The sequence below is a fragment of the Pelomonas sp. Root1217 genome (genome assembly GCF_001425705.1).
GTDB lineage: Bacteria > Pseudomonadota > Gammaproteobacteria > Burkholderiales > Burkholderiaceae_C > Pelomonas.
In genome coordinates, this window is sequence record NZ_LMDC01000030.1 from 167,289 (window position 1) to 193,496 (window position 26,208).

Genomic DNA, 26,208 nt, shown 5'->3' on the forward strand with positions numbered 1-26,208 from the left:
GAGGTGAACCGTTTTGCCGCTGGGTTGCGGTCCCGTTTCAATCGTCACAACCCTTTGCGCGACACCTAACGTGCAGGCCCATATTGCGCCGTCAGGAGAGCCGCAGCTACTAAGCTAGGAGCCGTTTTCAACGTCCCGGCGACGTGAATAGAGGCAGACATGGCATCCGAATCCTTCACCCTGACCCTGGCGGCCTCTGGCTTGAGCGAGTATTTACCTCGTCTCAAACTGACTCGCGACAACTTCGGCATCCACTACGTCCGCTGGCCCTACGACCCGGCGGTCCGTACGGACGGTACGTTTGCAAGCAAGAACCCGAGCCGCTGGCAGACCGAATTGGGCGACAGCGTCGGATGGTTCCGGGCCTTCGATCCCAATCTGTTTGGTCGTTATGTCGGTGGTGCGTTCGTGCAGGTCGGCACAACAGCCGAACGACCTTCCTACCCCTATGGACGCATGGAAGGCGGCAAGTGGTACCAGGGCATGCTGCGGTCAGATGGCAGCTACGACTTCAGCAAGCTTGATTTGGTACTGAGCGCCTGTGAAGGCAAGAACCTGAAGGTACTGCTGTCGATAGGCGCCCAGGGCGCCTATTGGGACGGAAGCAAGTATCTGGAGTACGCGCTTCCGACAGGTGAGTTCGCCTCGCAGAATTGGGAGGCCTACCAGAGTCGAGTGCTCAAGTTCCTGGGTGCGCTGTTCGACCATGCAGGCAAACGCATCGCCGCCATCGAGTTGGCCAACGAGCCCGGTCGCCTGGTGCAGCTCAATGCCGTCGTCGGCCCTGGGCATACCGAGCGGTTGGCCGTCTTGTGTCGGTTGACGAAACAGCAGATCACCGCACGCGGGTTACGCACTCTGGTCCTTTCTCCGCCGTTCCAAGGTGGGGAAGTCAAGGAAATCTCATCGTTCCTGAACGCTTCGGCAGCCGGCATCGCGGTTGGCGGAAAGGACGGCTCCGGAACAAGAGGGCGCGACTGGATCGACGTGCTGGCCCACCACAACTACGGTAGCTTCAGCGATCGCGCGGCAGGCGGACCGACGGCCAAACTGGACACAGCCCGAATCAACGATCCCGCCGCTGATGATGCCTATCCGGGCAACACCGCTTTCTCCGACATGCTGGTCAAGGGACGCAACATTACCGCGGCTGCAAATGCAGGCGGTTGGTCGGGACCTCGCTGGAACACGGAGTGCAACGTCACCGGCATTGTGGGCAATTCCGGCTGGCATCCGCGCAAGATGACCGAGGCAGGGCTGAAGCGCATCTTTTTCCAGACCTTGCTCGCATCATTCGCCGCCGGCTACGAGAAATGCTTTCTATACGCCGCGGACCATCCCACCCTCGGCTTCTACGACAACACCGGCACCCCGCCGCCCGGTGAGCCCGCCGAATGGTATTTCAAGGCCCCTGACAACACCGCCCGAGGGGCAACCGCTCTCGCTCAGGCAATCGCCGCCCTGACCAAAGGAGAAACCATCGAGGGGCCTGGCAATGCGTCCCGCACGTCGGCCCTGACTGGCGGCTTTGCCTCGTATAAGACCCTTGAAGCATCGCTTGGCGGCGAATCCAGCTTCTGCCTGGGTGCCCTCGGATGGATCGTTCGTCGACGCAATGCCCGCTCGAGGGAATAAGGCCAAGCAAGCCCGGCCGACAATGCCTCAAAGGTCGCGGCCGTCAGCCTCGGCCAATGCCAAGGTAGTCGATGCCCAACGTCTTCATCAGCTTGGGATCGTAGAGATTGCGGCCGTCGAAGACGATCGGGGCCTTGAGCGTCGACTTGATGGCATCGAAGTCCGGCGTGCGGAACTCCTTCCATTCGGTCACGATCAGCAGCGCATCCGCACCCTGCAACGCGGCCTCGGCACGCTCGACCAGCGTCACATCATCGCGCGGGCCGATCACACGGGCAGTCTCCGGCATCGACACCGGGTCGTAGGCTGCCACGGTTGCACCGCGCCGGGTCAGCTCGTCGATAATGACCAGCGACGGTGCCTCGCGCATGTCGTCGGTGTTCGGCTTGAATGCCAGGCCCCAGATGGCGAAGCGACGGCCCTTGAGGTCGTCCCCAAAACGCGCCACGACCTTGTCGACCAGCACGCGTTTCTGACGCTCATTGGCCTCCTCCACCGCCGTCAGCACCTTCAGCGGAATGCCGTTGTCGGCGGCGGTCTTCACCAGCGCCTTGACATCCTTCGGGAAGCAGGAGCCCCCATAGCCGGCACCGGCGTAGAGGAACTGATAGCCGATGCGCGGGTCGGAGCCGATGCCACGGCGCACCAGCTCGATGTCGGCACCCACGCGCTCCGCCAGCAGCGCCAGCTCATTCATGAAACTGATGCGTGTGGCCAGCATTGCGTTGGCGGCGTACTTGGTGAACTCGGCGCTCTTCACGTCCATGACCAGCATGCGGTCCTGGGTGCGGTTGAAGGGCGCGTACAGGGCGCGCATCAACAGCGTGGCCTGCTCGTCGTCGGAGCCGATGACGACGCGATCAGGCTTCATGAAGTCGTCGACCGCCGCACCTTCCTTCAGGAACTCAGGATTGGAGACGACGGCATATGCCATGTCACCTAGACCACGCTTCTCGAGTTCTTCCTTGACCGCGGCGCGTACCTTGTCGGCCGTGCCGACCGGCACCGTGCTCTTGTCGACGATGACCTTGTAGTCCGTCATGCGCTGGCCGATAGAGCGGGCCGCAGCAACCACGTACTGCAGATCGGCCGAACCGTCTTCATCGGGCGGTGTACCCACGCCGATAAAAAGCAGCGTGCCGTGCTGCACAGCCATGTCCACATCGGTCGTGAACTGCAGGCGGCCGGCCGCCACATTGCGGCGCACTACTTCGAGCAGGCCAGGTTCGTGGATGGGGATCTCGCCATCGTTGAGGACGCGGATCTTCTCGGGGTTCACGTCAAGGCAGACCACATGGTTGCCCATCTCGGCCAGGCAGGCGCCGGTGACCAAGCCGACATAGCCGGTACCAATGGCGGTGACTTTCATTCCTCGTCCTCGTTCAGGTTCGGGTCATGCGTTTGTAACGCAGGCCCATGACAGCCTTGTGGATCAAACCTTGTAGTAATCGCGGTACCAAGCAACGAAGCGCTCCACGCCTTCGGGCACGGGCATCGCCGGGCGGAAGTCCGTCCACGCCGCCAGTTCCTCGACATCGGCATGCGTGGCCGGCACGTCGCCGTCCTGCATGGGCATGAAGTTCTTGACCGCCTCACGGCCCACGGCCTGCTCGATGGCCTCGATGAAGCTCATCAGTTGGATGGGTGCGTGGTTGCCGATGTTGAAAACGCGGTACGGCGCGCTCGAACGTGCCGGATCGGCCTTGTTGGGGTCGTAACCGGGGTCTGAGGTGGCCGTACGGTCCAGCACGCGGACCACTCCCTCGGCGATGTCGTCGATGTAGGTGAAGTCGCGAATCATCTTGCCGTGGTTGAACACGTTGATGGGCCGCCCTTCGATGGTGGCCTTGGTGAACAGGAAGAGCGCCATGTCCGGCCGGCCCCAGGGGCCGTAGACCGTGAAGAAGCGCAGCCCCGTCGTCGGCAACCCAAAAAGGTGCGAGTAGGTGTGGGCCATCAGCTCGTTGGCCTTCTTCGTCGCAGCGTAGAGGCTGATGGGATGGTCGACGCTGTGATGCTCCGAGAAGGGCATCAGCGTGTTGCCGCCATAGACGCTGGAGCTGGACGCATAAGCCAGATGCTGCACGCCGCTGTGGCGGCATCCTTCCAGGATGTTGGTGAAGCCAACGATGTTGCTGTCGATGTAGGCGTGCGGGTTCTCGATGGAGTAGCGCACACCGGCCTGGGCAGCCAAGTGCACCACGCGGTCGAAGCGTTCGTCGGCAAACAGCTTGGCCATGCCGGCGCGGTCAGCTACATCCATTTGAACGAAGCTGAAGCCGGGCTTAGACGTCAGTCGCGCAAGGCGATCGTGCTTGAGCTGGGGGCTGTAGTAATCGTTGAGGTTGTCGAGGCCAACGACCTGGTCGCCACGCGCCAGCAGGATCTGGCTGACGTGCATGCCGATGAAGCCGGCAGCGCCGGTGACGAGTACTTTCACAAATCTACCTTCAAAGTGGAACATTGACGTCGAAGCCGCGGGGCGGAACTACGACACGCTCGTTGCCAAGCGTTACCCCGCAGCTTGGCACCTTGCCAAATCCGTTGCGCTCAAAAGTTAGCACTCGTGCCGACAATGCGATCAAGCCAGTACGACGTGTATCGTCCTACTTGATTTTACCTTTCGAGCGAGCGCACTTATGCAGTACCGCAACTTTCGCCTCACACCAATCACCATCTCCTTGGTTTCATGCGCGTTGATGACGGCGTGCGGCGGCGGCGGCGGCAACAAGGACGGCGAGAAATCGCCCACCATGGTGACTCCTTCAACGCCAGCGTCCGCTGCCGTGCAAAGCGCTTCTGAGCCCGCCAGCGCTGCCAGTGATGCGAGCTCTGCGCCCGCTGCTGCCGCCTCGCAAGCTCCAAACTCAGCGGCGAAGAGCTCCGGCACTGGCATTGCGCCAAAAGTTGACCAATCCGCCCCTGCGACTCAGGTCCAGCCCAATGCGAAGGCCCTAGCGGGCACCGTTGCCTTTGACGGGACGAGCTCGTCAACGGTAAGTGCGACCATGGCCTCATCGCTGGCCAAGGCGATGGGCAGCACCGGCAGAGCAACATCCCCAGCAACAGCAACGGCAACACCGACGGCAACGGCAACGGCAACGGCAACGGCAACCCTAGCTGCTGTCGCCCCTGCCGAACTGAAGCTCTATGTCGAAACCACCGGCAACGATAGTGCGAACGGTGCTGCTCAGGCGCCGACGGGAAATGACGGGCCAGTCAAGACTTTTGCTCGCGCTCAACAGTTGGCACGCTCCAAACTCATCGCGATGCAGGCAGGCACGCTCGCTCGTACCGCCGTCAGAATCATTGTTGGGCCGGGCGAATATCGGCTCCCGAGCACTCTGTATTTCGGTCCGACCGATGCGGGCGTAAAAGACTTTCCCGTGATCTATGAAGCGCGCCAGGCCGGCACGGTCTTGATCAGCGGGGCGTTGGATCTTGGCAGCAAGGCTGCTCCGACCAGCGCAACGGCGGTCAGCTTCACGGCGCCTACAGACGCGACGGCAGTCAATGGGGCCGCCCAATTTTTCGTCAATGGTCGAAGAGCCGTTCTTGCGCGTCACCCGAACGCTGGCGCCGCCTGGTTCGTCCAGAAGCCCGTCACGTTAAGCACGGAAGCAGCAGGAAGCCAGGGAACCGAGGCCTTCGCCCCCGCCGCGAGCGACCTGTCATGGATCAATGGCCTCAGCGCTAGCGACAAGAAGCGAGGCGTTGTTGAAGTGATGCAGGCATGGTCCAGCGGCCAGCACCGCATTTCCACGGCCAGTACGCCAGCCGGCAGCGTGCGAGTGGCGCCCAAGGCGCGTTGGCCGTTTCTGAATTTCGGCGTATCGCAACGATATTTCATTGAGAACGTGGTCGCGGCATTCGATGCCCCGGGTGAATGGATCTACGAAGACGCCTCAATTCGCTACATGCGCCGTAGCGACGAGGCGGGGACACAGATCAACGCCACCCTTCCGGTACTGGACAAGCTGTTCGTGATCGCCGGGGACAACACCAAGACCGTTCAAAGTCTTTACTTCCGCGGGCTTACCTTTGGCTATACGCGATACCTTACTCCGGATGGCGGCTTCACCGACGGCCAAGGCGTATTGACCGTCACCGCCGCGATCACGGTGGATAAGGCGCGAGATATCATCTTTGACGGGTGCACAGTTTATCGCACCGGTGGCTGGGGTATCTGGCTGCGCGATGGCGTGCGCGACTCCAAGGTCATCAATTCGAGCTTGCGGGACCTAGGTGCCGGCGGCATCAAGGTTGGCCTTGCGAGTCAGGCGGCATCCGACCCAAATGCGACCGGCAACAACGTCATTGCCAACACGGTCATCGCGGACACTGGAAATATCTTGCCTGGAGCCGTCGCCCTGTGGCTTGGGCAGACCTGGGACAATCAGGTTCTCCGCAACACAATCTACAACACTTCGTATACCGCCATTTCGATGGGATGGAGCTGGGGCTATCAAACTGCATCTTCTGGCCGCAACTTGGTTCAAGGCAATTTGCTCTACAATATCGGTCAGCGCAAACTATCCGACATGGCCGCCATCTATACGCTGGGCGTATCACCCGGAACGGTAATATCGAATAATATTATTCGCTCAGTGCGAGGCTATATTGGATATGGTGCCGGCGCCTGGGGCATCTACAACGACGAAGGAACGTCGGGCGTCGTGATGGAGCAGAACGTGATTCTCAGCACGGATTCTGGTGCTTATCACCTACATTACGGCAAGGATAATGTTCTGCGCACCAATGTGATGTCTGGCGGGGATACGGCCGAAGTGCGAGTAACTGCATATGAAACCGGTACGAATCTGTCGGTTCTGAACAACCTGCTTGCGCCCAAAACTCTACAGCCCTTTGATCGTTATGCCGAAGCTCCGGAAGTCACATTCCAGGGCAATGAAGCGACGCCGACATTGAGCGGCCCTGGACTGCTGCTGAGCAAATGCGGCACGGGGTGTACGCTTGGTAGCTCTTCCATTCAATCCACCACCAGTCCGACAGACGTTCGCTCTTCTAGCGCAACGTTCAGCGCCGTGATTACCAATGCAGCGAACGCTTGGTCTGGATCCACAGACAGTGCGCAACAGGCGGTCAGGATAAGCGCATTGACTCTGCCCCCAGTGGAGGACGCGCCGACCGCGATTATCGTGCCTTATGTTGCCGACATCGCCGGCTCCGCCGAGGGTGCGCGCCCTGCCAACATGGTCTATATTCCACGAGGAAATACCACGGCAATTCGCGTGGAACTGCGGCCCGAGGTACCGTCCGGCAAATGCTTGGTGTTCAATGACGCAGCGACTTACGCCAATCGTTGGGAGCCGTTTGCATACGCCGAACTGATGCACCTTTCCGGCACAACGGTTGTCGAATTCGAGTTGAGGATTGACTCCACGACGAATTTGCGCAACGAGTGGCGCGACAACGCCGCGTCGTATTTGACCGGGCCCACGATGCAAATTACGTCAGCTGGCGTGAGTGTGGGTGGAAGCATCGTGGCACCAATCACGATTGGCGCTTTGACCAAGTTCCGCATCACCACCTCATTGGGCGGCAACAGCACAGGCAAGTGGAAACTTGAGGTCACGAAAGACGGCGCGGGCACCACGGTCGTCGACAATCTGACGTTCAAGGATTCCGGCTGGCGCAAATTGAACTGGCTGGGCTTCGTGTCTGATGCAGCCACGACTTCTAAGCCTTGCATGGCATCGCTCAAGGCCACCAATACGCCGCCGCTCTGATCCCTTGGATCTTCGAGACCAAACAGGCCGTCGGGTGCTTAGCACCCGACGGCTTTTTCATCACCGCTTGCCGGTCAAGACGCGTAGCAATTGGCCACCGGCCCCGATCACGAAGAGCGTGTTCGTCACGAGATAACGTCGCCAAAGGCGACGAGGCTCCGAACACAGGCGATGCAGCCACTCCATCCCCGCGTTCTGCATCCATTGGGGTGCACGCTGAATGGTTCCCGCGTGGTAGTCAAAGGCAGCCCCTACGCCGATCATCACGGCGTTGACTCGCCCCCGATGCGCGGCCATCCACTTCTCTTGCTTCGGACAACCCAGACTGACCCAAACGGTGCCTGCGCCCGACGCATTGATACGTGCGACCGTCTGAGCGTCCTCCTCGTCCGTTGCAGCGCGAAAGGGCGGGGACTCGGCGCCGGCGATCCTCAACGCAGGGAAATGCTGAGCCAAGACACCTTGCAGTATTTGCAGAGTCTCGGCGGTACCTCCGTAGAGGTAGATTGATTCGTTACCTCTTTGCGCGGCCAACTCGCAGTACTTCCACATCAGATCGGGTCCATTGATCCGTTGCTGGTGCGGATATCCGAGCTTTCTAATCATCCAGGCGACCGGCGCGCCATCCGGCGTGGCCATATCCGCTCCCGCAACCACGCTATCGAACTTGGCGTCCAAGCCGGCCGTCACGACCGAATGAGCGTTGCAAATGCAGACATAGCGGCTTTCATGGCGCGCCGCCCATTGCGAAATACGACCCAACGCGTCTGACCAGCTCAATGCATCGATATTCGCTTTCAAAACGGGAACGGTATTGCGGCTTGTGTTCATCATTGCAGGCCATCCTTCATCGCCTGATCGATGGCATCCTCGTAGATTTCGATCAGCTGCGCATAGTTGCGCCGCGCAGTGAATTTATCTTCATAAATAGCTCTGGCGCGGAGACCCATCGCCGCCATCGCCTCGGGATTGTCTTGCGCCCAAATCAATTTCGCGGCCAGATCGGCAGCATTGCCAGGCTCGAATAACAAGCCAGAAACGCCCTCCTCCACCAGTTCCGCCAAGGCTCCAATGCTGCTGGCGATGATGGGCAGACCGCAGGCCATGGCCTCGACCAGGGTACGCGGAAAGTTCTCGTACCAAATGCTGGGCAGAATCAGCGCTGCGCTGGCGGACATTTGCCTGCGTACCGCGTCACCGTCAAGACCTCCCAGCGCCTGGACGCCGGGGACGCCCTCCAGCAGATGCGCCTCGGGCCCTGTACCAGCGACCCTTATCAGCGCACTGCCTATCTTTTTCGCCGCTTCGACGAGGGTTTCGATCCCCTTCTCTGTAGACAAGCGGCCAACAAATAAAAAACCCTCGCGACTGCCCGCCGGCGGCGCGTCGAAATCGACAAAATTCGGTTTGAGGACGATCCGATCTGCGGGTAGGCCACCTTCAATGAACTTGCGGCGACAGAATTCATTCAGCGCGATATAGCGGGTGACCTTGTTGCTCCAAGTACCCGCCGCACGATGCACGGTCACCATGGAAGCCAGCACCGTGCTCTGCGCGACTGAACCTCTGTAGCAAGCCCTGACAGCCCCTCGCCACGGCACTTTGCCCAGGCAGTCCTCGCAGACCTTGCCCTCGCGCAGGAACATAGCCTGCGGGCAGAGCAGCCTGAAGTTGTGCAGCGTCTGGACGATGGGCACGCCTGCACGCGCCGCCTCCCAATAAATGACCGGGGAAATCTTGGCGAAGGTGTTGTGCACATGGACAACCTGGGGCCGAAATTCCGCCAAAGCAGCGCGGAATGCCCGACCACTGTCCCGCGACCAGATCGTTTCCATCGCCGCGGCCAGCTTTGAACCCTCGTTGAGCTCTGTGTTGCTGCGCTCGAACATCTGCACGTCATGGCCGTGCTCGCGCAGCAAGGCGACCTCCGATTCACAAACGGAATCCTCGCCGCCACGCAGTTGGTAACGGTTGTGGCACACCAAGACTCGCAACGGCGATCCCATGCAGAAAGACCTTCAGAACTGATTAAAAGCCCAGGAAAATACCCCGGAAAGAAATTACTTCGGCAGCACCCGATTCAGCACTTCAATGAGTTGCTTGCGAAAGCCTGCCACGCGCTGCTCAATCAGTGAAGAGATACGCGCACGGGATTCGCTCGACCGATGAATGGCGGCTTCGATACCGTCAACATCCATCGCACCAATATCGAAAACCGCGTCGCCCAGACCAAGCTCGGCCATGATGCCTTCGGTCTTGAACCCCTGATACCGAATAGCAACCACCGGCGTGGCCGCGCAGGCGGCCAGGATGCAGGAATGCAGGCGGGTGCCCAGCAGAACTTCACAACGCCCGTATAGATAACTCAATTCCTCAGGCGCCAGATCGTCGGTGACCAGCACGTACGGAATGCCAAGTTGCTCAAGCCGCTCCGCGAGTTGCTTCAGAAGATCGAGATCGCTCTCGCCGTGGTGCTGAACCGTCACCTGCGGGAACAACGCCATGCTCAGGCCGCTCTTGGCATGCACTCGCTTGGCGACCTCCGTAAATGCATCCAGGTAGGCCGCGCGTTTGGCCTGCGGATCCGCGGCATCGGGAAAAGACCATTTGACAACCGTGATGCCCAGCCAGCGGCCCGATTCGATTCGTTCGGCCGTGGCAGGAAATGCATCGGGGCGCTTGGGCTCGATCAAAAACGCAAAGTCAGGCGCCAATTCGGTTGTCGCCTGCAAGCCCAGTTCGGCCATCAGGGCCTGCGACTTCTTTTCCCGCACAACCAACCGCTTGCACAGCCCCAAAGCCCTCGCGGTCATGCGACGGCCGCGGTCATCCACCAGCGGGCCAACACTCTGCCCCAACATCACCACCGGCTTCTTCATGCCAGCAGCAACATAGATCGGATGCAGGATGCGCCAGAGATACAACAAAGCGCGAAGGCCTCGCTGGTCGTTGTAGATGTACTGCCCGCCCTTCAGCAAAACAATGTCGCTGCCACGCATGGCATCCAACGCTGCGGTCTGGCGGGGGAGCAGCCCCTTCAAGGGAGGTAGCAGCCGCGCGCAAGCTTCAGCACAGGCGCTGAAAATCAGGTTTCGAACCGCGACGACATTGCGAAACCGGCTTTGGTCCGCAGAATCCACATAGGGTGAGGGCACCGCCATCTGCTGCACCTTCACGCCCATCTTTCTGACGAAGCGATGATGGAAATCGAACTCCGGATCGCTCTCGGAGTAGACCGACTGGAGTTGGATTCCTGCTCCCGGACGTGTGGTCGCGATACCTTGCACCATCCCAACGACGATCGCGAGATCGCCTTTGTTGGAATCCGAATAGCCATGCAATATCAGTACGTTCAATTCAGCCTCGGGTTAAATAGAGAGTGCCGAGCGCATCGAGGCCTCAAAGCACTGCAGGGAACAACGGTCAGCGAACTGCAAACCTGCCGTTCGGAGCGCGTCCTGCTGATCCGCGCTGCGTGAGCGCAGACGTCGCAGCGCCTCGATGAAGGAGTTCGTGTCCCCTACGCCGAAGGTTGCACCCAGACCATAAGTCTTCACGCGGTAGCCCACCAGCCCATGATCAGTAGCCAGCACCGGCACGCCAGAAGCGGCGGCCCGAGCCAGCGTGCCGCTGGTCGCGGTGAAATCCGCGCTGTAAGGCAGCAGGAAAGCGTTGGCAGCAGAGAAGTATTTGGGCAGGTCGGCCTCCGGCACAAAGCTGTTCACGTGAACGATCTGCGCCGGAAAGCGGCGCTTCAGTCCCTCGAAAGCTTGGGCAAAGTCAGCAGCAATCGTGCCAACCACGGCGAGCTTGACCCGCGGATCCTGGGCCGCCCGCGGGAACACGTCGATCAGGAAGTCGATGCCTTTGCGGCGGTCCTGCTTGCCCAACGAAAGCAGGACGAAATCGTCCGCGCCCACGCCCAGCAGAGCCCGGCCTTCAGCTCGCAATGCCGGCGAGAAAGGTCCGAACCAGGGGTCCGGCAGCAGGCCGGCGAAATAGGAGACAGCCTGATGGGCCAGGCGTTCATCGAAGGCGATCAGCCGGGCGCCCGACGCATGGATGGCCCAGCGCGTCAGCGTGCGCAGCACCAACCCGCGCAGGCGCGCCCCTGGCCGGATGGAAAACAGGTATTCGACCCGGTACTTGACGCAGCGAATGATGGCGCGTGGCAGCGCCCTGCGCAGCTGGAGTGCGGCCAGCGCATAGGCCTTCAGATAGTCATCGAGGGCCATGAAGACCAGGCCGTAGCGCCCTCGCGGCGCCAACTCGGCTTCGATGCCCTTCAGCGCCTGGACGAACAGCGCGAATTCGGCTTCGCTCAGGTTCCTCATCCAGGCGCCGCCAAGATCCGTATCTACAGCAACGACGCGCGGCGTCAGTCCCGCTGCATCGACCAACTCGTGGAAATGCGGTGTCTGGTAGTCACGCCGGGTCACCAGGATGACTTCGGCGCTGCCGCGCAGCGCCGACAGCGTGTTGGCCAGGATCTGCAGGCGGCTGCCGCGACAGATCGGCTCCACCAGAACGATCGTGCGCGGGGATTTCGTTTGTTCAGTCATAGGTCGACGCCGTCATGCAGTTGGCGCAGGCTTGCCGACAGCGCCGCCGGCGCGCGACTCGAGTAACCACCGATCGAGCTGCGCAGAAGGATGCGGGTGGTCCTTGCCATCATGTGCAGCAGGCGGTGCGGAAGCCACCGCGACCAGCCGGGCTGATAGGTGGCGCGCAAGCCCTCGTTTTCAGCGGCCAGTTCCGCCGGATGGATCAGCACCTTCTGCTGGGAATGGCAACGCATGCCGGCGAAATACTCATCTACATGCAGGACGCGGCAACCCTGTTCGCCGAATCTCAGCCAGAGCTCCAGGTCCATGGTGAGGTGCAGATCCTCCCGCAGATAGCCGATGCGCTCATGCACGCGGCGGCGCCAGAACATCGCGGGTTGGGGGATGTAATTGTGGTCACCCACCAGCAACCAAGGGTGGAAGTTGATCTCCCGCTTGGGCCGCACGATGGTGCCTGTGGTATCGATCAGCACGGCATTGCCGTACATCGCATCGACGCCGGGGTTTTCCTTGAAGATCTGCACGACACGGCTCAAGGCACCCGGCAACAGCACGTCATCGGAACACAGCCAACCGACGATCTCGCCGGTCGCGCGGTGCAACCCTTTGTTCAGCGCTTCGGACTGCCCAGCATCCGGCTCAGAAACCCAATAGGCCAGCCGCTCGGCATGGCGCTCGATGGTCGCGACACTGCCATCGGTCGATCCGCCATCGATGACCAGATATTCCACGTCGGCGCCGGTCTGGGCCAGCACCGAGGCGATGGTGGTCGGCAGGAATCTGTTCTGGTTGAAGGAACAGGTGATGATCGAAATGTCCGGCGCCGCGGCTTGCTGCAACTTCACGTTGGATTCACAGCCTCGCGGTTCGCCCGGCAGCGCATAGCAATGCCCAGCACGATGCCGACATTCATCCAAAGCAGGAACGCCTTGCCCGGCTGCAGCATGATGGGATTGAAGGCCACGACCGGGATGCTGGCCAGGCAGCTCAAGGCCAGCCAATGAAAATGGGCCTCCATCGTCCGGGACAGGGTGTCAGGCCTGCGGGCGCGGTAGTTCACGTAGACGTAGCGCCCGATGCGCCAGAGCGCAAAGCCGAACAGCAGCATGCCGATCAGGCCACCCTGGCCCAGGATGTCGAGCAAGTCACTGTGTGACGGCAGGACCTGCGTGGAGGCGGCAACCTGGAACTGACCAAATTGCTCGGCGCCAGCGCCCGAGAAGGACTTGCCCCAGATGGGCGAATGCGTGAAGTCGGCCCAGGTCCGCTCATACGTGAACAGGCGGTACTTCGGATTGCCGTCGGGCAGCGCATCGTGCTTGAGCCATTTGATGGCCGCGTAGCTGGCCACCACCAGCACGCCCAACACCGCCAGCCCATAGAAATGCAGCATGCGGCCCAGTGCATAGGTGTCTCGCAGCCTCGGGCGAACGAAGCACCACCACAGGTAGGCCAGGGCAATGCCGGTAACCAGGAACGACGTGTTCTTGATGACCAGCAGCATCAGCACCAGCATCAGTACCAGCGACATCGCGCGGCCCATCGGCGACTTGGCGCGCACGAAGAAGAACGCCGCCAGCGGCACCGTCAGCGCTTCCATCTCATGGAACTTGCTCCACAGGCGCAGATAGCCGGCCTGCCAGGCTGCGCCGATCAGGATCGCGCCGAACAACAAGGCCAGATAGCGGTTGAGCAGACGCTCGGGGTCGCGGTGATCGGCAATGAAACGCGCCGCACCGGCCGTCACGAGCATGTAGGAGCCCATGATCAGGAAGGTCTCGATGATCTTGCTGTGCAGGCGTGCATACAGCGCCCCGCCAATGATCCACACGGCCAGCAGCATCAGCGGCCACAGGATGGGCGTCACGGGTTCGAAGGTCGGGCGCGCCACGTTCAAACGTACGCCGAACCAGGCGAGCACGAAGAACGGGATGATCAGCATCAGATGGAAATGCTTGAAGACCGTCCGCTTGTCGATATAGATGCTGAACGGGTCCATGGCGTACATGACCGCCAGGAACAGCCCGAACAGAATGCCAAGGTCGGTGAGATTGAGGACGCTGCGCTCGCCAAAGGCGACCGGTCGTCGATATGTCAAGCTGGAAGCCATGATCGAAACCTCAGGTCGGGGAGCGCAAGCGCGGCCACAGTCGGATGAATTGGTACAACGCGGGAATCACATAGCCCACCACGTTGCTCCAGATCGCCCCGGTCAAGCCGAAGCGGTGCGTCAGATACAGGCCTGCCGTCAGCGTGAAGCAGGTGCCGACCGCGTTGCTGAAAAATATATTCTCGGTGCTGTTCAAGGCCAGCGCCAACGCGTTCAACACCACGCTGAGCACGCTGGCCCAGATGCCCAGCGACAACCAGCGCAGCACGTCCGCGGCGGCCGGAAACTTGTCGCCGTAGAGCAGATGCACGAGCGGGTCGGCCAGGAACAGTAGAGCGCCCCAGGCCACCAGGCCGGCCAGGGCCAGCCGGGCCAGCAGGCGGCGCGCATAGGCGCAGACGGCCGCCTCGCCGTGGTTGGCGCGGATGCGGCTGGCCTGTGCCGGCAGAAAATTTGCCAGCGTCATGCGCAACACATTCACCGCGTTGAGGATGGACATGCCGGCGTTGAAGGTGGCCGTATGGGCCGCCCCCAGCCCGGCCACCACAAATGGGTAGACCTGGCTGCTGCCCCAGTACACCAACTGGCTGGCCACGACCCAGCGTGAATGGTTGAATTGCTCGGTCAGCACGTCGCGCGCGCTTCGCGCCTCGCCGGCCGGCGCTTCAGCGCGCAGCAGCACCTGGCCAAGCAACACGCCTACCCCTTGCGCCAGGGCCAGCGCCGCCATCCAGAAAGCGGCGTGGCGTTGACCCAGCATAACCAGCGCGCCCAGGCCGGCCAACTGGGTCAGGCCCATGACCAGGCTCACCGCGCTGGCCGGCCGGATCACGAAGCGCGTGTAGGCATGCCGGCGCTGCATCTCCTGCAGGAAGAACAGGGCCAGATAGGTGCAGGTGGCCAGCAGCAGCCAGGGTTCCGCGAAACCTAGGGGAGACACCGCCAGCACCAGCAGCACACCCGCCGGTATCAGGAAGCCGTGAGCCCGCCACAACGCGGCAACGCGCGCCGGCAGGTTGCCGGGCGCCTGGGCACCCAGCACGTTCATGGGCTGGGTGACCCAGGTGCGGTGGAAGGAGGCGGCGAACAGCACGGCCAGGTAAGCCAGCGAAAACTGCGCGAACGACCCGACCGACAGGTAGCGGGCCGCCAGCACCATGGTCAGGAAATTGGTGGCGGATTGGCAGGCCTGGTCCGCCAGGGCCCAGACCTTGGCCGACCGCGCGGGCGGGCCGGCTACCATGATGCAGCGTCTCTGGATGCGCCGAGGCGCTCCTTCAATTCGCCCAAAACCGCGTGGTCCATGGGCTGCTCAATTTGCGAAACGCAGTGACGTAGCTGTTCCAGTGGGCAATCCCACCACTTGAGCGCCGACAACGCTTCGCACAACTCAGGTGGAAACCGTAGGCGAATCAAACGTGCAGGGACCCCGGCGACTATCGCAAAAGAAGGGACGTCTTTAGTTACTACGGAGCCCGCAGCCACGATGGCGCCGTCACCGATGGAGACTCCAGAGAGGATCGTGGCGCGCGCACCGACCCATACATCGGAACCCAAGCTTACCGGCTGCATCTCTTGAAACAGTGGCGTTGACGTCCACCGTAGCCCGACCGGATTGTTAGGCGAATAGAACGCGGGATGAGTCGCGAAGCGGTCGACTGGATGTTCTCCTAGACCGACCAACGCCTCAAATCCAATGCTGCAAAAACGGCCAACGCGCACATTGTTGAGACGCGCTGCATTAACGTAGCTACCGCGGCCAAGGTTGCTCGCCTGCAAAGCGGCCGATCCGCTCAGCCGGTTGCGCCCTTCAAAGCGGCAATCCGCCGTTGCATACGACAGCAACGAGGCACTGAAGCCGTCGAGAGTCCGGGCCAGCCGGCGGCGGCGCACCAACGCCCATTGAAGTCGATCGTTCATCGCCGTCGCCGCTGCAGCCCTTACTGCGCCGCGAACTCTGCGTAGGCGACAGCCAGGCCGTCGGCGAGGCTGGTGCGAGCCTGCCAGCCCATGCCAGCAAGCCGGCTCACGTCCATCAGCTTGCGCGGCGTGCCATCGGGCTTGGTGGTGTCGAAGACGATCTCGCCCTCGTAGCCGACAACGCGCTGCACCGTCGCGGCCAGTTCGGCGATGGTCACGTCGTGGCCGACACCGATGTTGACCAGCGGCGGCTCGAACTTGCCGGTCTTGGATTCGTCGCTGCCGAGCATGCTTTCGTAGCGGTCATCGGGCAGTTGCATCAGGTGGATGCAAGCCGCGGCCATGTCTTCGCTGTACATGAACTCGCGGCGCGGCGTGCCGGTGCCCCAGACGACGACCTGCTTGGCCTGGGCCAGCTTGGCTTCGTGGAACTTGCGCAGCAGCGCCGGAATGACGTGGCTGTTCTCGGGGTGGTAGTTGTCACCCGGCCCGTAGAGATTGGTCGGCATCGCCGACAGGTACTTGGTGCCGTACTGCCGGTTGTAGCTCCAGCACATTTCGATGCCGGCGATCTTGGCCAGCGCATAGGGCCGGTTGGTCGGTTCCAGCGGGCCGGTCAGCAGCGAGGCTTCGTTCATGGGCTGCGGCGCCAACTTCGGGTAGATGCAGCTCGAGCCCAGGAACATCAGGCGCCGCACCTGGTTGAGGTAGGCGGCGTGGATGATGTTGGCCTGGATGGCGAGGTTGTCGCGGATGAACTCGCCCGGGTAGATGTTGTTGGCGAGGATGCCGCCGACCTTGGCGGCCGCGAGGAAGACATAGTCGGGCTTCTCCTGGGCGAAGAAGGCCTCGGTGTCGGCCTGACGGGTCAGGTCAAGTTCGGCATGAGTGCGCAGCACCAGGTTGTCATAGCCCGCCTGGCGCAGGTTGCGCACGATGGCGGAACCCACCAGGCCCCGGTGGCCGGCGACGTAGATCTTGGCGTTCTTTTCCATGAGAGGTGAGTCCGCCGATCACTCGTTGTAGTCGTAGGCCTGAAAGCCGGCCATCTTGACGAGGCTGTCGCGGCGGGCGGCTGTGTAGTCGGCCTGCACCATCTCGGCGACCAGCTCGCGCAGCGTCGTCTTGGGCACCCAACCGAGCTTTTCCTTGGCCTTGGTGGGGTCACCCAGCAGGGTCTCGACTTCGGTGGGGCGGTAGTAGCGCGGGTCGACTCGCACGATGACGTCGCCGACCTTGCACTTGGCTTTGTCGCCGGTGACCTTCGTGACGCGGCCGACTTCCTTGTCGCCTTCGCCTTCGAACGCCAGACTGACGCCGAGTTCACCAGCGGCGAACTCGACGAACTGGCGCACGCTGTACTGCACGCCGGTGGCGATGACGAAGTCGTCGGCGACGTCCTGCTGCAGCATCAGCCACTGCATCTCGACGTAATCCTTGGCGTGACCCCAGTCGCGCAGCGCGCTCATGTTGCCGAGGTACAGGCAGTCCTGCAGACCCAGCGCAATGCGGGAGATGGCGCGGGTGATCTTGCGGGTAACGAAGGTCTCGCCGCGGCGCGGGCTCTCGTGATTGAAGAGGATGCCGTTGCAGGCGTACATGCCGTAGGCCTCACGGTAGTTGACCGTGATCCAGTAGGCATACATCTTGGCCACCGCGTAAGGGCTGCGCGGGTAGAAGGGCGTGGTCTCCTTCTGCGGGATTTCCTGCACGAGGCCGTACAGCTCGGAGGTGGACGCTTGATAGAAGCGAGTCTTCTTCTCCAGGCCCAGGATGCGGATGGCTTCCAGCAAGCGCAGCGTGCCCATGCCGTCGGCATCGGCGGTGTACTCGGGGCTCTCGAAGCTGACGGCCACATGGCTCATCGCGCCCAGGTTGTAGACCTCATCGGGTTGCACTTCCTGGACGATGCGGATCAGGTTGGTGCTGTCGGTCAGGTCGCCGTAGTGGAGCTTGAAGCGCTGGTTGTCGACGTGCGGGTCCTGGTAGAGGTGGTCGACGCGATCGGTGTTGAAGGACGAGGCGCGGCGCTTGATGCCGTGCACTTCATAGCCCTTGGACAACAGAAGCTCGGCGAGGTAGGCACCATCTTGGCCCGTCACGCCGGTGATCAGTGCGACTTTCCTATTCGTAGACATCAAAGTTCCTTAACTTCCAAAATAACGCGATCGAACCGAAGGTGAGATCGCTCTGTACAGCGTTTCGAGAAACTCCTGCTGGACGGCAAACGACTGCTCCTGTGGCAGCCCGACCGTCGAAACCCGCAGCAACATGCCGTCGGGGATCTGGCCCTTCAGGCCGAAACGAAGCTGATCCAGCTTGCGGGACAGGCCGGGCAAGGTGGCGTGCTCGTCGAGCGTCACCCAATAGGTGATGGGCTCGAAGCGCCCGCCCATTTCCCCGATGAGGCGCTGAACCTGGACCTGCTGTGCGCCAAAGCTCAATATGTGTCGACCGGCGCCCCGCACACGGAACCCCTGTGCGCTGTAGCAAAACTCGGGCCGATGCACGGCCGTGGCCTCGGAACTCTGGTCGGCGCCGTAAGCAATGGACAGCATGACGCGCTGCCCCGCCCTGTTGACGTAGGTGCGCGCGAGCAGTTGCGAATACAGCACATCGAGCCGGGCCTGCAGCGACGCATCGGGCAGCAGAGGAATGATGCTGGCATCGACGGCCCAGCCGTCGAGGACGCGCGGCACCTGCTGCTCCAGCAGGATGGGCGCCTTGGTGAGCGACAGGCGCTGCGTCGGCTTCATGGCTTCGGATGCCCACGCCGTGCCGGCCATGGCGCCCAAAAGGATCACGCCACGGCGCCGGGTCATCAAGGGCTCAGGCATGCACGGCTCCTTGTCGTTTCGTCAGCGAGGCGGCGTCGAACCGGCCCAGCAGTGTGTCCACCGCGAGGATGAGCGTCAGCGCGACCAGGAAGAGCACCATGCCGGCGAATCCGTGCACGAAGCCTTGCCCGGCCGCGTCGCCGAAGTGGTAGGTGACGAGGATGAGGATGACCACTCGCACCACGTTGGCAACGAACGAAATGGGGATGATGAGAATTGCCAGCAGGATGTTGCGCCAGCGCGATGCGTGCGAAACGATGTTCATGTAAAGCAAGCCCAGTGACTCGAGCGTGAACATGGAGTTCAGGCCGGCACAGGCATCCGCAACCAGCAGCTGGTATTGGCCCACCTGAATGACCACGCCGGCGCGCGCCACCGGGTAATTGAAGCTGTGCAGCAGCGCTTCGGCCACATAGGACACGGCGGACTTCAGCGGCACGGTCATTGCCTGCACGAACACGCCCGGCAGCGGCACCATGAAGATCAGGAAAAACAGCGGAAACCAGGCCATCTTCAGCGCTGCCGGGCCTCGCCATAGCAACAGTGCGGCCGCCAGGATCAGGATATGGCTGCCGGCTTCCAGCTGGACGATGCTCTGCGAACGCCCCAGCGCGTAGATCGCCAAGGCGCTGGCCAACAAGATGCCGCCGCCAACGTTGGACGGCGCAACCGGGAGTGCAAACAGGCGCTCTCTCAGCCGCCACAGCAGCCATGCCGCCACGGCGATGATGATCGGCCCATGGCCTTGATCGTCAGACGCCCAGACGACCCTTTCAAGGTCGACATAGGTAGGAATCAGCAACAGCAGGATTCCCAGGCCGAGCATCAAATCGCCCTGCCTGTCTCGCAGGATGTTCCGGATCGCAGTCACCAAAATGCCCCTATGCGGCCACTTGCCCGGCCCACTCCTGCCTTCAGTGCGCGTTGAGAACGACGCCTGCCAATTCGGCTGGGCCGTTTGCCAGGCTGTCCACCAGGTCCTGGACGGCAGCGACGCGAGTGGCGTCCTTGCGCGTCATCACCAGGGCCGCACCGCAGTGCGCCGCCGCAATGGCGCCGTCAGCACCGAGTTCCGCCGCTGGGGTGTCGACGATGACGTAGTCGAACTTGCTGAGCACTTCCTTCATCAGCAAACCGAATGCGGGCCGCTCCAGCAGTTCGGTCGGATTCGGGGGAATGGTGCCCACGGGCATCACGAACAGGCTGGGAAGGTCAGGAATGGTGCGGATGACGTTCGCTTCGGAGCGGCCGGACAGGATGCCGGACAAGCCGGCACGCGGTTCGGGCAGGCCGAAGATCTCGTGCTGGCGCGGATTGCGCATGTCGGCGTCCACCAGCAGCGTGCGGCCCCCAAGCTGGCTCAACGCCACGGCCATGTTGGCAGCAAAGAAGCTCTTGCCGTCGCCCTGCTCCGGACTGATCACGGCGATCGCGCGTTTTTGCTGGCCCGCGGCGAACAACCGCACGTTGATCTGGCTGCGCAGGATGCGGAAGGCCTCGGCCTGCTCGCTGAAGGGCTTGCTGGCCAGCACGAGCTCGGGGCTCAGCTGCGTGGCACTGCCCGGCGCATAGGGGTAGTGGAACTGCTGGCTCAGCGCCCACATCACGTCTTCGCCGTTGGCAAGGCCGAGTGCCACGGCAGCTTCACCGAAACGCACGCCCAGCTTCTTCTGGTGCGCCAGGATCTGCTCGACTTGCTCTGCCGTCAGCTTGTTGGCCGCGGCGATGATCCGACCAATGCTTTGGTCGTGAAGCACCCCTTGCGGGGCGTTGGCCGTTTGCGTGTTGTTGTCAGGCTGGTTCATGAATCTTCACGCCTTGCTCGTGTGGCCAATCAAACCCCTGCGCAGGCCAAAAGCCTTGCCGGACTTGCGCGCTTTTGCATTCGTCCCCGGCAACATCCCGAGCACGGGCAGCCGGAGCACATCGGTGATGTCGCTGACATCACGAACCCGCCGATTGCGCAGCTCGGCGACCAACACACAGCCGGTCGCGATGAGCAGGCCGAAGAACAGGCCAAGGATGGTGTTCAGGACCGGCTTCGGGCTCGAGTGCTTGGGCGGCGGCGAGGCAGGCGTGAGCAGGCTGATATTGGTGGACGTGACCTGGCTCTCCAAGCTGGTCTGGGTCAGGCGCATCTGAATTTGCTCGAAAGCACGCTGCGCAGCCTCCACATCCCGCTGGATCAGCATGCCTTCGTCGCGCACCTGCTTCATCTTCAGCACCTTGGCGCGCTGCGCGTCGAGTTCGGCGCGAACCTGCGCCTCGCGCTGGCGCGTGATAGTGTTGGTGACGCCGACACCCGCGGTGAGTCGCCTGATCTCGGTTTCCATGCGGCTGCGCAACTCGTTGATGTTGGCCTTGAGTTCAACCACCTGCGGATGCCTGTCGCCAAACTTGGCGTTGAGCTCCTGCAGTCGGGCCTCGGCACGAGACAGGTCGGCACGCAAGGCGGCCACAACGGGATGGCTGTTGATCTCCTGCATCTTGTCGGCCGCACCGCCGGCCGCCTGGGACTGGCGGCTGCCCGACTCTGCGGACAGCGACTGCACCAACACATACTGGCTGCTGAGCTCGTTGAGACGCTGGTTCTCGATATCCATGCGCTCATCGGTCATCACCACGCCGCTTTGCCGCTGGAATTCGCTCAGACGGTTCTGTGCTTTTTCAAGCACGTCACGCGCATCCTTGGCGCGGGCGTCGAAGAAGGTGTTGAATTGCTTGGCCGGGTCGACGCGAAGGTCCAGCACGGTATCAAGATAGGCCTGCGCAAAGGCGTTGGCCATGCCGGCGGCGAACTTCGGCTCCGGCGCGCTGTACTCGATGCTGATCACGCTCGATTCACGGGCGGGCTTCACATCGAGCTGCTTTTGCAGCAGAACGACCAGCCAGGTTTCGAGGTCGACTTCACCATTCGTGTCGCTCTGCCAGTCATCGCGGATCGATGGCACCTCGGTCAGCTTCAGAGAACGGATCACGCGTCGCGCGACACGCTCGCTGGAGATGATGTCGACCTGGGTCGCGAGCAGGCCAGGATTGATCAGCGCTTGACTCAGACCGCTGATGGGATCGGGCTTGATGTCCACGACCACGCTGGCGGAGCCCACATACTTCTTGGGCCAGAGGAGACTCGCCACGACCACGGGCACGAGAACCGCAAGCAGCACCGCGATGAAGAGGAGCCGGCGGGCCCGGAGGATGGAAATGAATTGACTGAAAGTCATAACGCCCCGGCTTTAGAAAAGGCTCTCACGGACGTAGACGATGTCGCCGTCCTTCAGTGGTTCGTCCATGCTCGGCTGCAGCACCTGGACCTTTCCGTCAGCACCCTTGCGGTGAACGCGAATGCCGCGTTCAGTGCCACGCTGATTGAGGCCGCCGCCGGCAGCCAAGGCCTGCATCAGTGTCATGCCGCGGTCCAGGCGTATTTGGCCCGGCCGCTGGACTTCGCCATAGATGTACAGCAGCGGAAAGCGATCAACCCAGATCACATCGCCGTTCTGAAGCACGAAATCCTGACTTCGCCCATTCGGCGCAAACAGACTCGGCAATTCCAGCTCAGTCCTGAAAGGTTTCCGGTCACGGGTGCCCGTAATGACCAACACCTCGCCGCCGGTCGCGGCGACACCGCCGGCCGTAGCGAGCAGATCGGTCAGGCGGGTGTCCGCAACTTCGAGCGGGTAGCGGCCGGGGCGATTGACCTGGCCCAGCACGCTGACCTGATTGCCGCGCACCTGCAGCAGTGCCAAACTGACCTGCGGCTGCTTGACGAAATTACCCTTTTTCAGGCCGTCAGCAATGAGGCGTTCCGCCGCGGAAACGCCCAGACCACCGATCTGGATGTTGCCCAACAGGGGATAGGAAATGACCCCCGTCTCCGAAACGCGGGCTTCTAGCGTGAGATCGGGATTCTGATAGACGTTGATCCGCACCACGTCGCCTGCACCAAGACGGTACTCGGCAGCCGCGGCCGGTGCTGCGGGCGCGGTCTGAGCAGTGGCGGCAGATGAAAACGCTACGCCAAGCCCCAGGAGCAAGCCAGAAGCCATTGCCGAAAAACGGAGTGATTGCATCATTTCAGGCCCATACCTTTGGAAATGGTGGCAGCGTCCATGCCGCTTGCCGCGGGGGCAGGAGCGGGAGCGGGAGCGGGTGTTGGCACTGCCACAGCCGACGGCGCGAGATCGACCGGCGCAATTGCCGCGGGGGTCACACCGCCAGCCGCCGACGCTGCCTGCGCGAACTTGCCGACGTATTCGATCTTGGAACTGTCACGCAGCGCCTTGATGTCCTTCTGCACGACTTCGGCCTTGCGCTGGTTCAGCAGGAAGGCTTCGATGGCCGGGCGGGCGCGGGCCTCATCCACGGGTTGGCTGCGTGAGCCGACGAGGAAGAGCACCGTCAACCCGTTGGGGCTTGGGCTGACCACGGAGTCGCCGTCTTTCATCTTGGCAATGGCGTCCAGGCCGGCCAGCGGCAATTGTTCAGCGGCGCGCACGGCCTGGTTGCCGTTGAAGCGGATGTCGGCGGACTTCAGGTACTCGGCGAACTCGTTGAGGTTCTTGGCGGCAGCTAGCTTGGCGCGGATGGCCTCGAACTGCTCCGGCTTGGCCTCGATCTGCAGTTCCTGCAGACTGTAGATGCGGCGGTCCTTGAACAGGGCCGGCTTGTCGTTGTAGTACTTGGCAATTTCTTCGTTGCTGGGCTTGGCAACGCTTTCGCCAACGCGCTCGGCGTAAGCCCGGGCAATGATCTCGCGCTTGGCGGCTTCCATCTGCTGCACGACGCGCGGGTCGCGGTCGAGCTTTTGTTCCTGCGCCTTCTGGACCGCCAGTTCCTGGTCGATGAGACGCTCCAGCACTTGGCGGCTGGCTGCCTCGGCCTGCTCGGGCTTGAGTCCCTGCTGGCGCTGCAGTACGAAGTTGATCTGGTGGACGGTGATCTCTTCCTTGTTGACCTTGGCAGCGGTCTGAGACGCCTTGTCACCCTTGTCGCCGCCGCAGGCTGTCAGCAGCGCCGCAGCTGCAACGAGGGTGAGCAGCAAGCAAGCCCGGTGATTGATGAGTCGCGTTGCCATCTGATGAAGGTCCTTGTTATGTAGAGGAAAGATCCCCGTCCAAAAGCGCGGACGAGTGTAGCGGCGGGATATGTCGCTTCTAGGGCCAGCACGAAGCCGATACCGGCTTCGTCAGCGGCTCAGACTTAGAGCGAATTCAAGCAGCAAGTTCCCGTGCCCCCACGTTCTTGGGGGGGCGTCCTCAGGCCGGCAGCTTGTCGTAACGGATGCTCCCCACATGCATGCCGACGCCCACCATGCAGACTGACGGAGGGCCAAGGATAGACGACAGACCCACAGTCACGCGTCACTGCAACGCGCCGCAGAGATCTGCGTCAACGGCATGGACGTGACCAGCACTGCCAGCGCGCGGCGCATGATCGTCTGCTGCAGGCGCGCGAAAAAGTCGTTGGTGGCCATCGGCGGTGATCGCCAACCCCCCAGGAACTGCGTGTCAACGCAGCGCAAACCGAGATTTCGACCTATCGACGATCACAGGCAAATCCAGTGCCCATGAGCTGCACGCCAGTGTTTTGATAGCCCCGGTCAGCCTTGAATGGAGTTGGCGACTGCAGCGTCGCGCGCTCTTCGCGCAGCCCTTGGATGCCAGGTTGGCGTAGATCTGCGGATTGAGCGCCGGCACTCAATCTAGGTAATGCGCACGCCGCCGCGAGTTCAAACGTGATGGGAGCGCGCGCGCCGACGCGCCGCATGGGCCAGCAAGGCGATGCCGGGCAGCAGCAGCGCCCAGCTTGCGGGTTCTGGCACGGGTTCGGTGATCGAAAGCCCCACGTAATAGGTCCCCACGACGCCGGAATTGGCCGAGCCGATAGAGCTGATGGTCAGCGCGTAGAGCTCACCGGAGTTCAGCTGCAGCGTATCGTCCGTGATGCCGGCGCCGCCCGACGGCCCGGCCATGACGTCCGTTGAAAGAATCGGCTGGCTTGGCGACGCAGCCGAGCGCAGCAGCAGATGCAGGCCCAGATTGCCTGAGGCGGGGCTCGGGTGGGTCGCGAAGCTGGCTCGAAATTGCCGCAGCGCATAGCCTACGCTGCCTGGATAGCCGATATTGAAGTAGATCGTGTCGGACGTGTCGCCCTGCCAGTCGACATACCCGACGAAGTTGACCGTGGGATCGTAGATGCCGGCTGAAAAGACGTTGAAGCTTAGCGGCGCGCCGGGGGCGTCGTAGTCCGCAAAGTATTCGCCCTCGGTGATGGGGTGCCAAGTGGCGAGGGCGGGGAGGGATGTGACGGCGAGGGCCATCAAAGCCGCCGCTCGACGGAGGGCACAACGAAGCTCATTCATGAAAGTCTCCGACAAGGCGGGTGAGCCAATCAGTCTGAACTCCTAATGAAGCTTGTCTACACCTAACTGTTGAGTCGCCGTCAGGCCTATGTTCCCTTCCTTGCGGATCAGTCCAAACGCATATTTGATTGCCGGCCCGCGATTTATCAGGTTGGCGCCGTTTATTCCGATTCGTGGGATGGAGATAAGTGCTTCCTTAGGGATCGCTTGATCGAGGAGTTAGAAACAAGAATCTAGCTCCTCAACTCTGGGCTCGCTCAATGAATCCCTTGAAACATTTCGCTGCTGCACTTCTTGCAACGTCGACGCTCACCGCGGCCGCGTCAGTGACCTACACCTACATGGGCAACCCATTGCGCGACGAGGGGAATCCTGAGGAGGGCTACATCAAACCCGGTGTCTACGCGTCGCTGACGCTCACTGACGACGGAACTGAGCTGCTCAGCTGGAGCATGGGTCAGGTCAACATTGGAGAGCTGACCAACTCGGGCGCGGACAAGTACGTGCGCTTCAGCTTGACGACTGACGCAGCCGGTCAACCGATTCGATGGAGCCTCAACGCGCAAGCTCAGATAAATTTCCATTCGCTGTCCTTTTGGACTGCGGCGCACCATCCATGGGGCATTCCAGCGACTTTCGATTTCGCTGCGCAGTTCTATGAAGTTCAGTACGGCAACACGAACGCTGGGGGGGTTTGGTCCAGCACGGCTCCCCTTGCCAACTTGGATGCGCAGTTCGCTGTGGATCCGCTACCGTCTGTGCCAGAGCCAGGAACAATGTTGATATTCGGCAGCGGTCTTGCTGCTATTGCCTGGCGCGCTCGTCGTCCGTAAGGCGCACCAAGCTGCTTGGTCTAATTGCAGTCATTGCCACGCTTTCGGCGACGCTGTTGCCGGCCTTTGCCACTCCCTATTACCCTTCCGAAGCGGGGCAGTCATTCGCTGATTTCGATGCCTTGGATGCCCCTGGCAGCTTCATGCTCTATGAGCCGGGGCGGATGGTGCGACGCCAACTCCTGGGAGCGACG

The 26,208-nt window shown here is 61.9% G+C and carries 22 protein-coding genes; 3 read left to right on the forward strand and 19 right to left on the reverse strand.

The window, feature by feature from the left end; translation table 11 throughout:
• The first annotated feature begins 159 nt into the window (after positions 1 to 159).
• Positions 160 to 1,635: a hypothetical protein gene (locus ASC95_RS27650; protein WP_057300921.1), complete on the forward strand. Its 1,476-nt coding sequence runs from the start codon at positions 160 to 162 to the stop codon at positions 1,633 to 1,635.
• A gap of 43 nt (positions 1,636 to 1,678) precedes the next feature.
• Here ASC95_RS27650 and ASC95_RS27655 read toward each other — a convergent pair whose 3' ends face one another.
• Positions 1,679 to 3,004 (reverse strand): UDP-glucose/GDP-mannose dehydrogenase family protein, encoded by a 1,326-nt coding sequence (locus ASC95_RS27655; RefSeq protein WP_057300922.1) that lies wholly within the window; start codon positions 3,002 to 3,004, stop codon positions 1,679 to 1,681.
• 63 nt (positions 3,005 to 3,067) lie between these two features.
• Positions 3,068 to 4,075, reverse strand: coding sequence for an NAD-dependent epimerase (locus ASC95_RS27660; RefSeq protein WP_057300923.1), 1,008 nt, complete (start codon positions 4,073 to 4,075; stop codon positions 3,068 to 3,070).
• A 199-nt stretch (positions 4,076 to 4,274) separates the two neighbouring features.
• Between ASC95_RS27660 and ASC95_RS27665 the strand changes: the two genes are divergently transcribed.
• Complete coding sequence (locus tag ASC95_RS27665) at positions 4,275 to 7,385, forward strand: right-handed parallel beta-helix repeat-containing protein (protein ID WP_082568172.1); 3,111 nt, start codon at positions 4,275 to 4,277, stop codon at positions 7,383 to 7,385.
• 60 nt (positions 7,386 to 7,445) lie between these two features.
• Here the strand turns inward: ASC95_RS27665 and ASC95_RS27670 are convergent, their stop codons facing one another.
• The 17 genes from ASC95_RS27670 to ASC95_RS27745 all read right to left on the reverse strand — a co-directional run bounded on the left by ASC95_RS27670 (position 7,446) and on the right by ASC95_RS27745 (position 25,181).
• Complete coding sequence (locus tag ASC95_RS27670; RefSeq protein ID WP_057301101.1) at positions 7,446 to 8,216, reverse strand: WecB/TagA/CpsF family glycosyltransferase; 771 nt, start codon at positions 8,214 to 8,216, stop codon at positions 7,446 to 7,448.
• Positions 8,216 to 9,391 (reverse strand): glycosyltransferase, encoded by a 1,176-nt coding sequence (locus ASC95_RS27675; protein ID WP_057300925.1) that lies wholly within the window; start codon positions 9,389 to 9,391, stop codon positions 8,216 to 8,218. Before ASC95_RS27675 ends, ASC95_RS27670 begins: the two co-directional genes overlap by 1 nt.
• Positions 9,392 to 9,445: 54 nt before the next feature.
• Complete coding sequence (locus ASC95_RS27680; protein ID WP_157256539.1) at positions 9,446 to 10,741, reverse strand: polysaccharide pyruvyl transferase family protein; 1,296 nt, start codon at positions 10,739 to 10,741, stop codon at positions 9,446 to 9,448.
• Between the two features lie 12 nt (positions 10,742 to 10,753).
• Positions 10,754 to 11,785: a glycosyltransferase gene (locus ASC95_RS27685; protein WP_162250863.1), complete on the reverse strand. Its 1,032-nt coding sequence runs from the start codon at positions 11,783 to 11,785 to the stop codon at positions 10,754 to 10,756.
• 158 nt (positions 11,786 to 11,943) lie between these two features.
• The gene (locus ASC95_RS27690; RefSeq protein WP_057300928.1) at positions 11,944 to 12,795 is read right to left on the reverse strand and encodes a glycosyltransferase family 2 protein; all 852 of its coding nucleotides are present in this window, start codon (positions 12,793 to 12,795) and stop codon (positions 11,944 to 11,946) included.
• Positions 12,792 to 14,048, reverse strand: coding sequence for an O-antigen ligase family protein (locus ASC95_RS27695; RefSeq protein WP_162250864.1), 1,257 nt, complete (start codon positions 14,046 to 14,048; stop codon positions 12,792 to 12,794). The genes ASC95_RS27690 and ASC95_RS27695 overlap by 4 nt, the downstream gene beginning before the upstream one ends.
• Before the next feature lie 22 nt (positions 14,049 to 14,070).
• Positions 14,071 to 15,303: a polysaccharide biosynthesis C-terminal domain-containing protein gene (locus ASC95_RS27700; RefSeq protein WP_057300930.1), complete on the reverse strand. Its 1,233-nt coding sequence runs from the start codon at positions 15,301 to 15,303 to the stop codon at positions 14,071 to 14,073.
• A complete protein-coding gene (locus ASC95_RS30240; protein WP_082568174.1) occupies positions 15,297 to 15,980 on the reverse strand; it encodes a CatB-related O-acetyltransferase in 684 nt (227 codons plus the stop codon). The genes ASC95_RS27700 and ASC95_RS30240 overlap by 7 nt, the downstream gene beginning before the upstream one ends.
• Positions 15,981 to 16,000: 20 nt before the next feature.
• Entirely contained in the window at positions 16,001 to 16,975 is a 975-nt protein-coding gene (locus ASC95_RS27705; RefSeq protein ID WP_057300931.1) for a GDP-L-fucose synthase, read from the reverse strand.
• Positions 16,976 to 16,993: 18 nt separating this feature from the next.
• On the reverse strand, positions 16,994 to 18,118 hold the full coding sequence (gene gmd / locus ASC95_RS27710; RefSeq protein ID WP_057300932.1) for a GDP-mannose 4,6-dehydratase: 1,125 nt from the start codon (positions 18,116 to 18,118) through the stop codon (positions 16,994 to 16,996).
• A gap of 9 nt (positions 18,119 to 18,127) precedes the next feature.
• Complete coding sequence (gene epsI / locus ASC95_RS27715; protein WP_082568175.1) at positions 18,128 to 18,817, reverse strand: exosortase-associated protein EpsI, B-type; 690 nt, start codon at positions 18,815 to 18,817, stop codon at positions 18,128 to 18,130.
• The gene (xrtB, locus tag ASC95_RS27720; protein WP_082568176.1) at positions 18,810 to 19,643 is read right to left on the reverse strand and encodes an exosortase B; all 834 of its coding nucleotides are present in this window, start codon (positions 19,641 to 19,643) and stop codon (positions 18,810 to 18,812) included. The genes epsI and xrtB overlap by 8 nt, the downstream gene beginning before the upstream one ends.
• Before the next feature lie 88 nt (positions 19,644 to 19,731).
• Positions 19,732 to 20,622 carry a polysaccharide biosynthesis tyrosine autokinase gene (locus ASC95_RS27725; RefSeq protein ID WP_057300934.1) on the reverse strand — a complete coding sequence of 297 codons (891 nt, stop codon included), beginning with the start codon at positions 20,620 to 20,622 and terminating at the stop codon, positions 19,732 to 19,734.
• Positions 20,623 to 20,628: 6 nt separating this feature from the next.
• Positions 20,629 to 22,041, reverse strand: coding sequence for a chain length determinant protein EpsF (gene epsF, locus ASC95_RS27730; RefSeq protein ID WP_057300935.1), 1,413 nt, complete (start codon positions 22,039 to 22,041; stop codon positions 20,629 to 20,631).
• Between the two features lie 12 nt (positions 22,042 to 22,053).
• Positions 22,054 to 22,893, reverse strand: coding sequence for a polysaccharide export protein EpsE (gene epsE / locus ASC95_RS27735; protein ID WP_369820642.1), 840 nt, complete (start codon positions 22,891 to 22,893; stop codon positions 22,054 to 22,056).
• Positions 22,890 to 23,861, reverse strand: a complete 972-nt coding sequence (locus ASC95_RS27740; protein WP_235538073.1) for an EpsD family peptidyl-prolyl cis-trans isomerase — start codon at positions 23,859 to 23,861, stop codon at positions 22,890 to 22,892. The genes epsE and ASC95_RS27740 overlap by 4 nt, the downstream gene beginning before the upstream one ends.
• A 687-nt stretch (positions 23,862 to 24,548) precedes the next feature.
• Positions 24,549 to 25,181 carry a PEP-CTERM sorting domain-containing protein gene (locus ASC95_RS27745; RefSeq protein ID WP_157256540.1) on the reverse strand — a complete coding sequence of 211 codons (633 nt, stop codon included), beginning with the start codon at positions 25,179 to 25,181 and terminating at the stop codon, positions 24,549 to 24,551.
• A 269-nt stretch (positions 25,182 to 25,450) separates the two neighbouring features.
• On the opposite strand from ASC95_RS27745, the gene ASC95_RS27750 reads away from it, so the two are divergent.
• Positions 25,451 to 26,014 (forward strand): PEP-CTERM sorting domain-containing protein, encoded by a 564-nt coding sequence (locus ASC95_RS27750; protein WP_235538074.1) that lies wholly within the window; start codon positions 25,451 to 25,453, stop codon positions 26,012 to 26,014.
• Positions 26,015 to 26,208 lie beyond the last annotated feature (194 nt).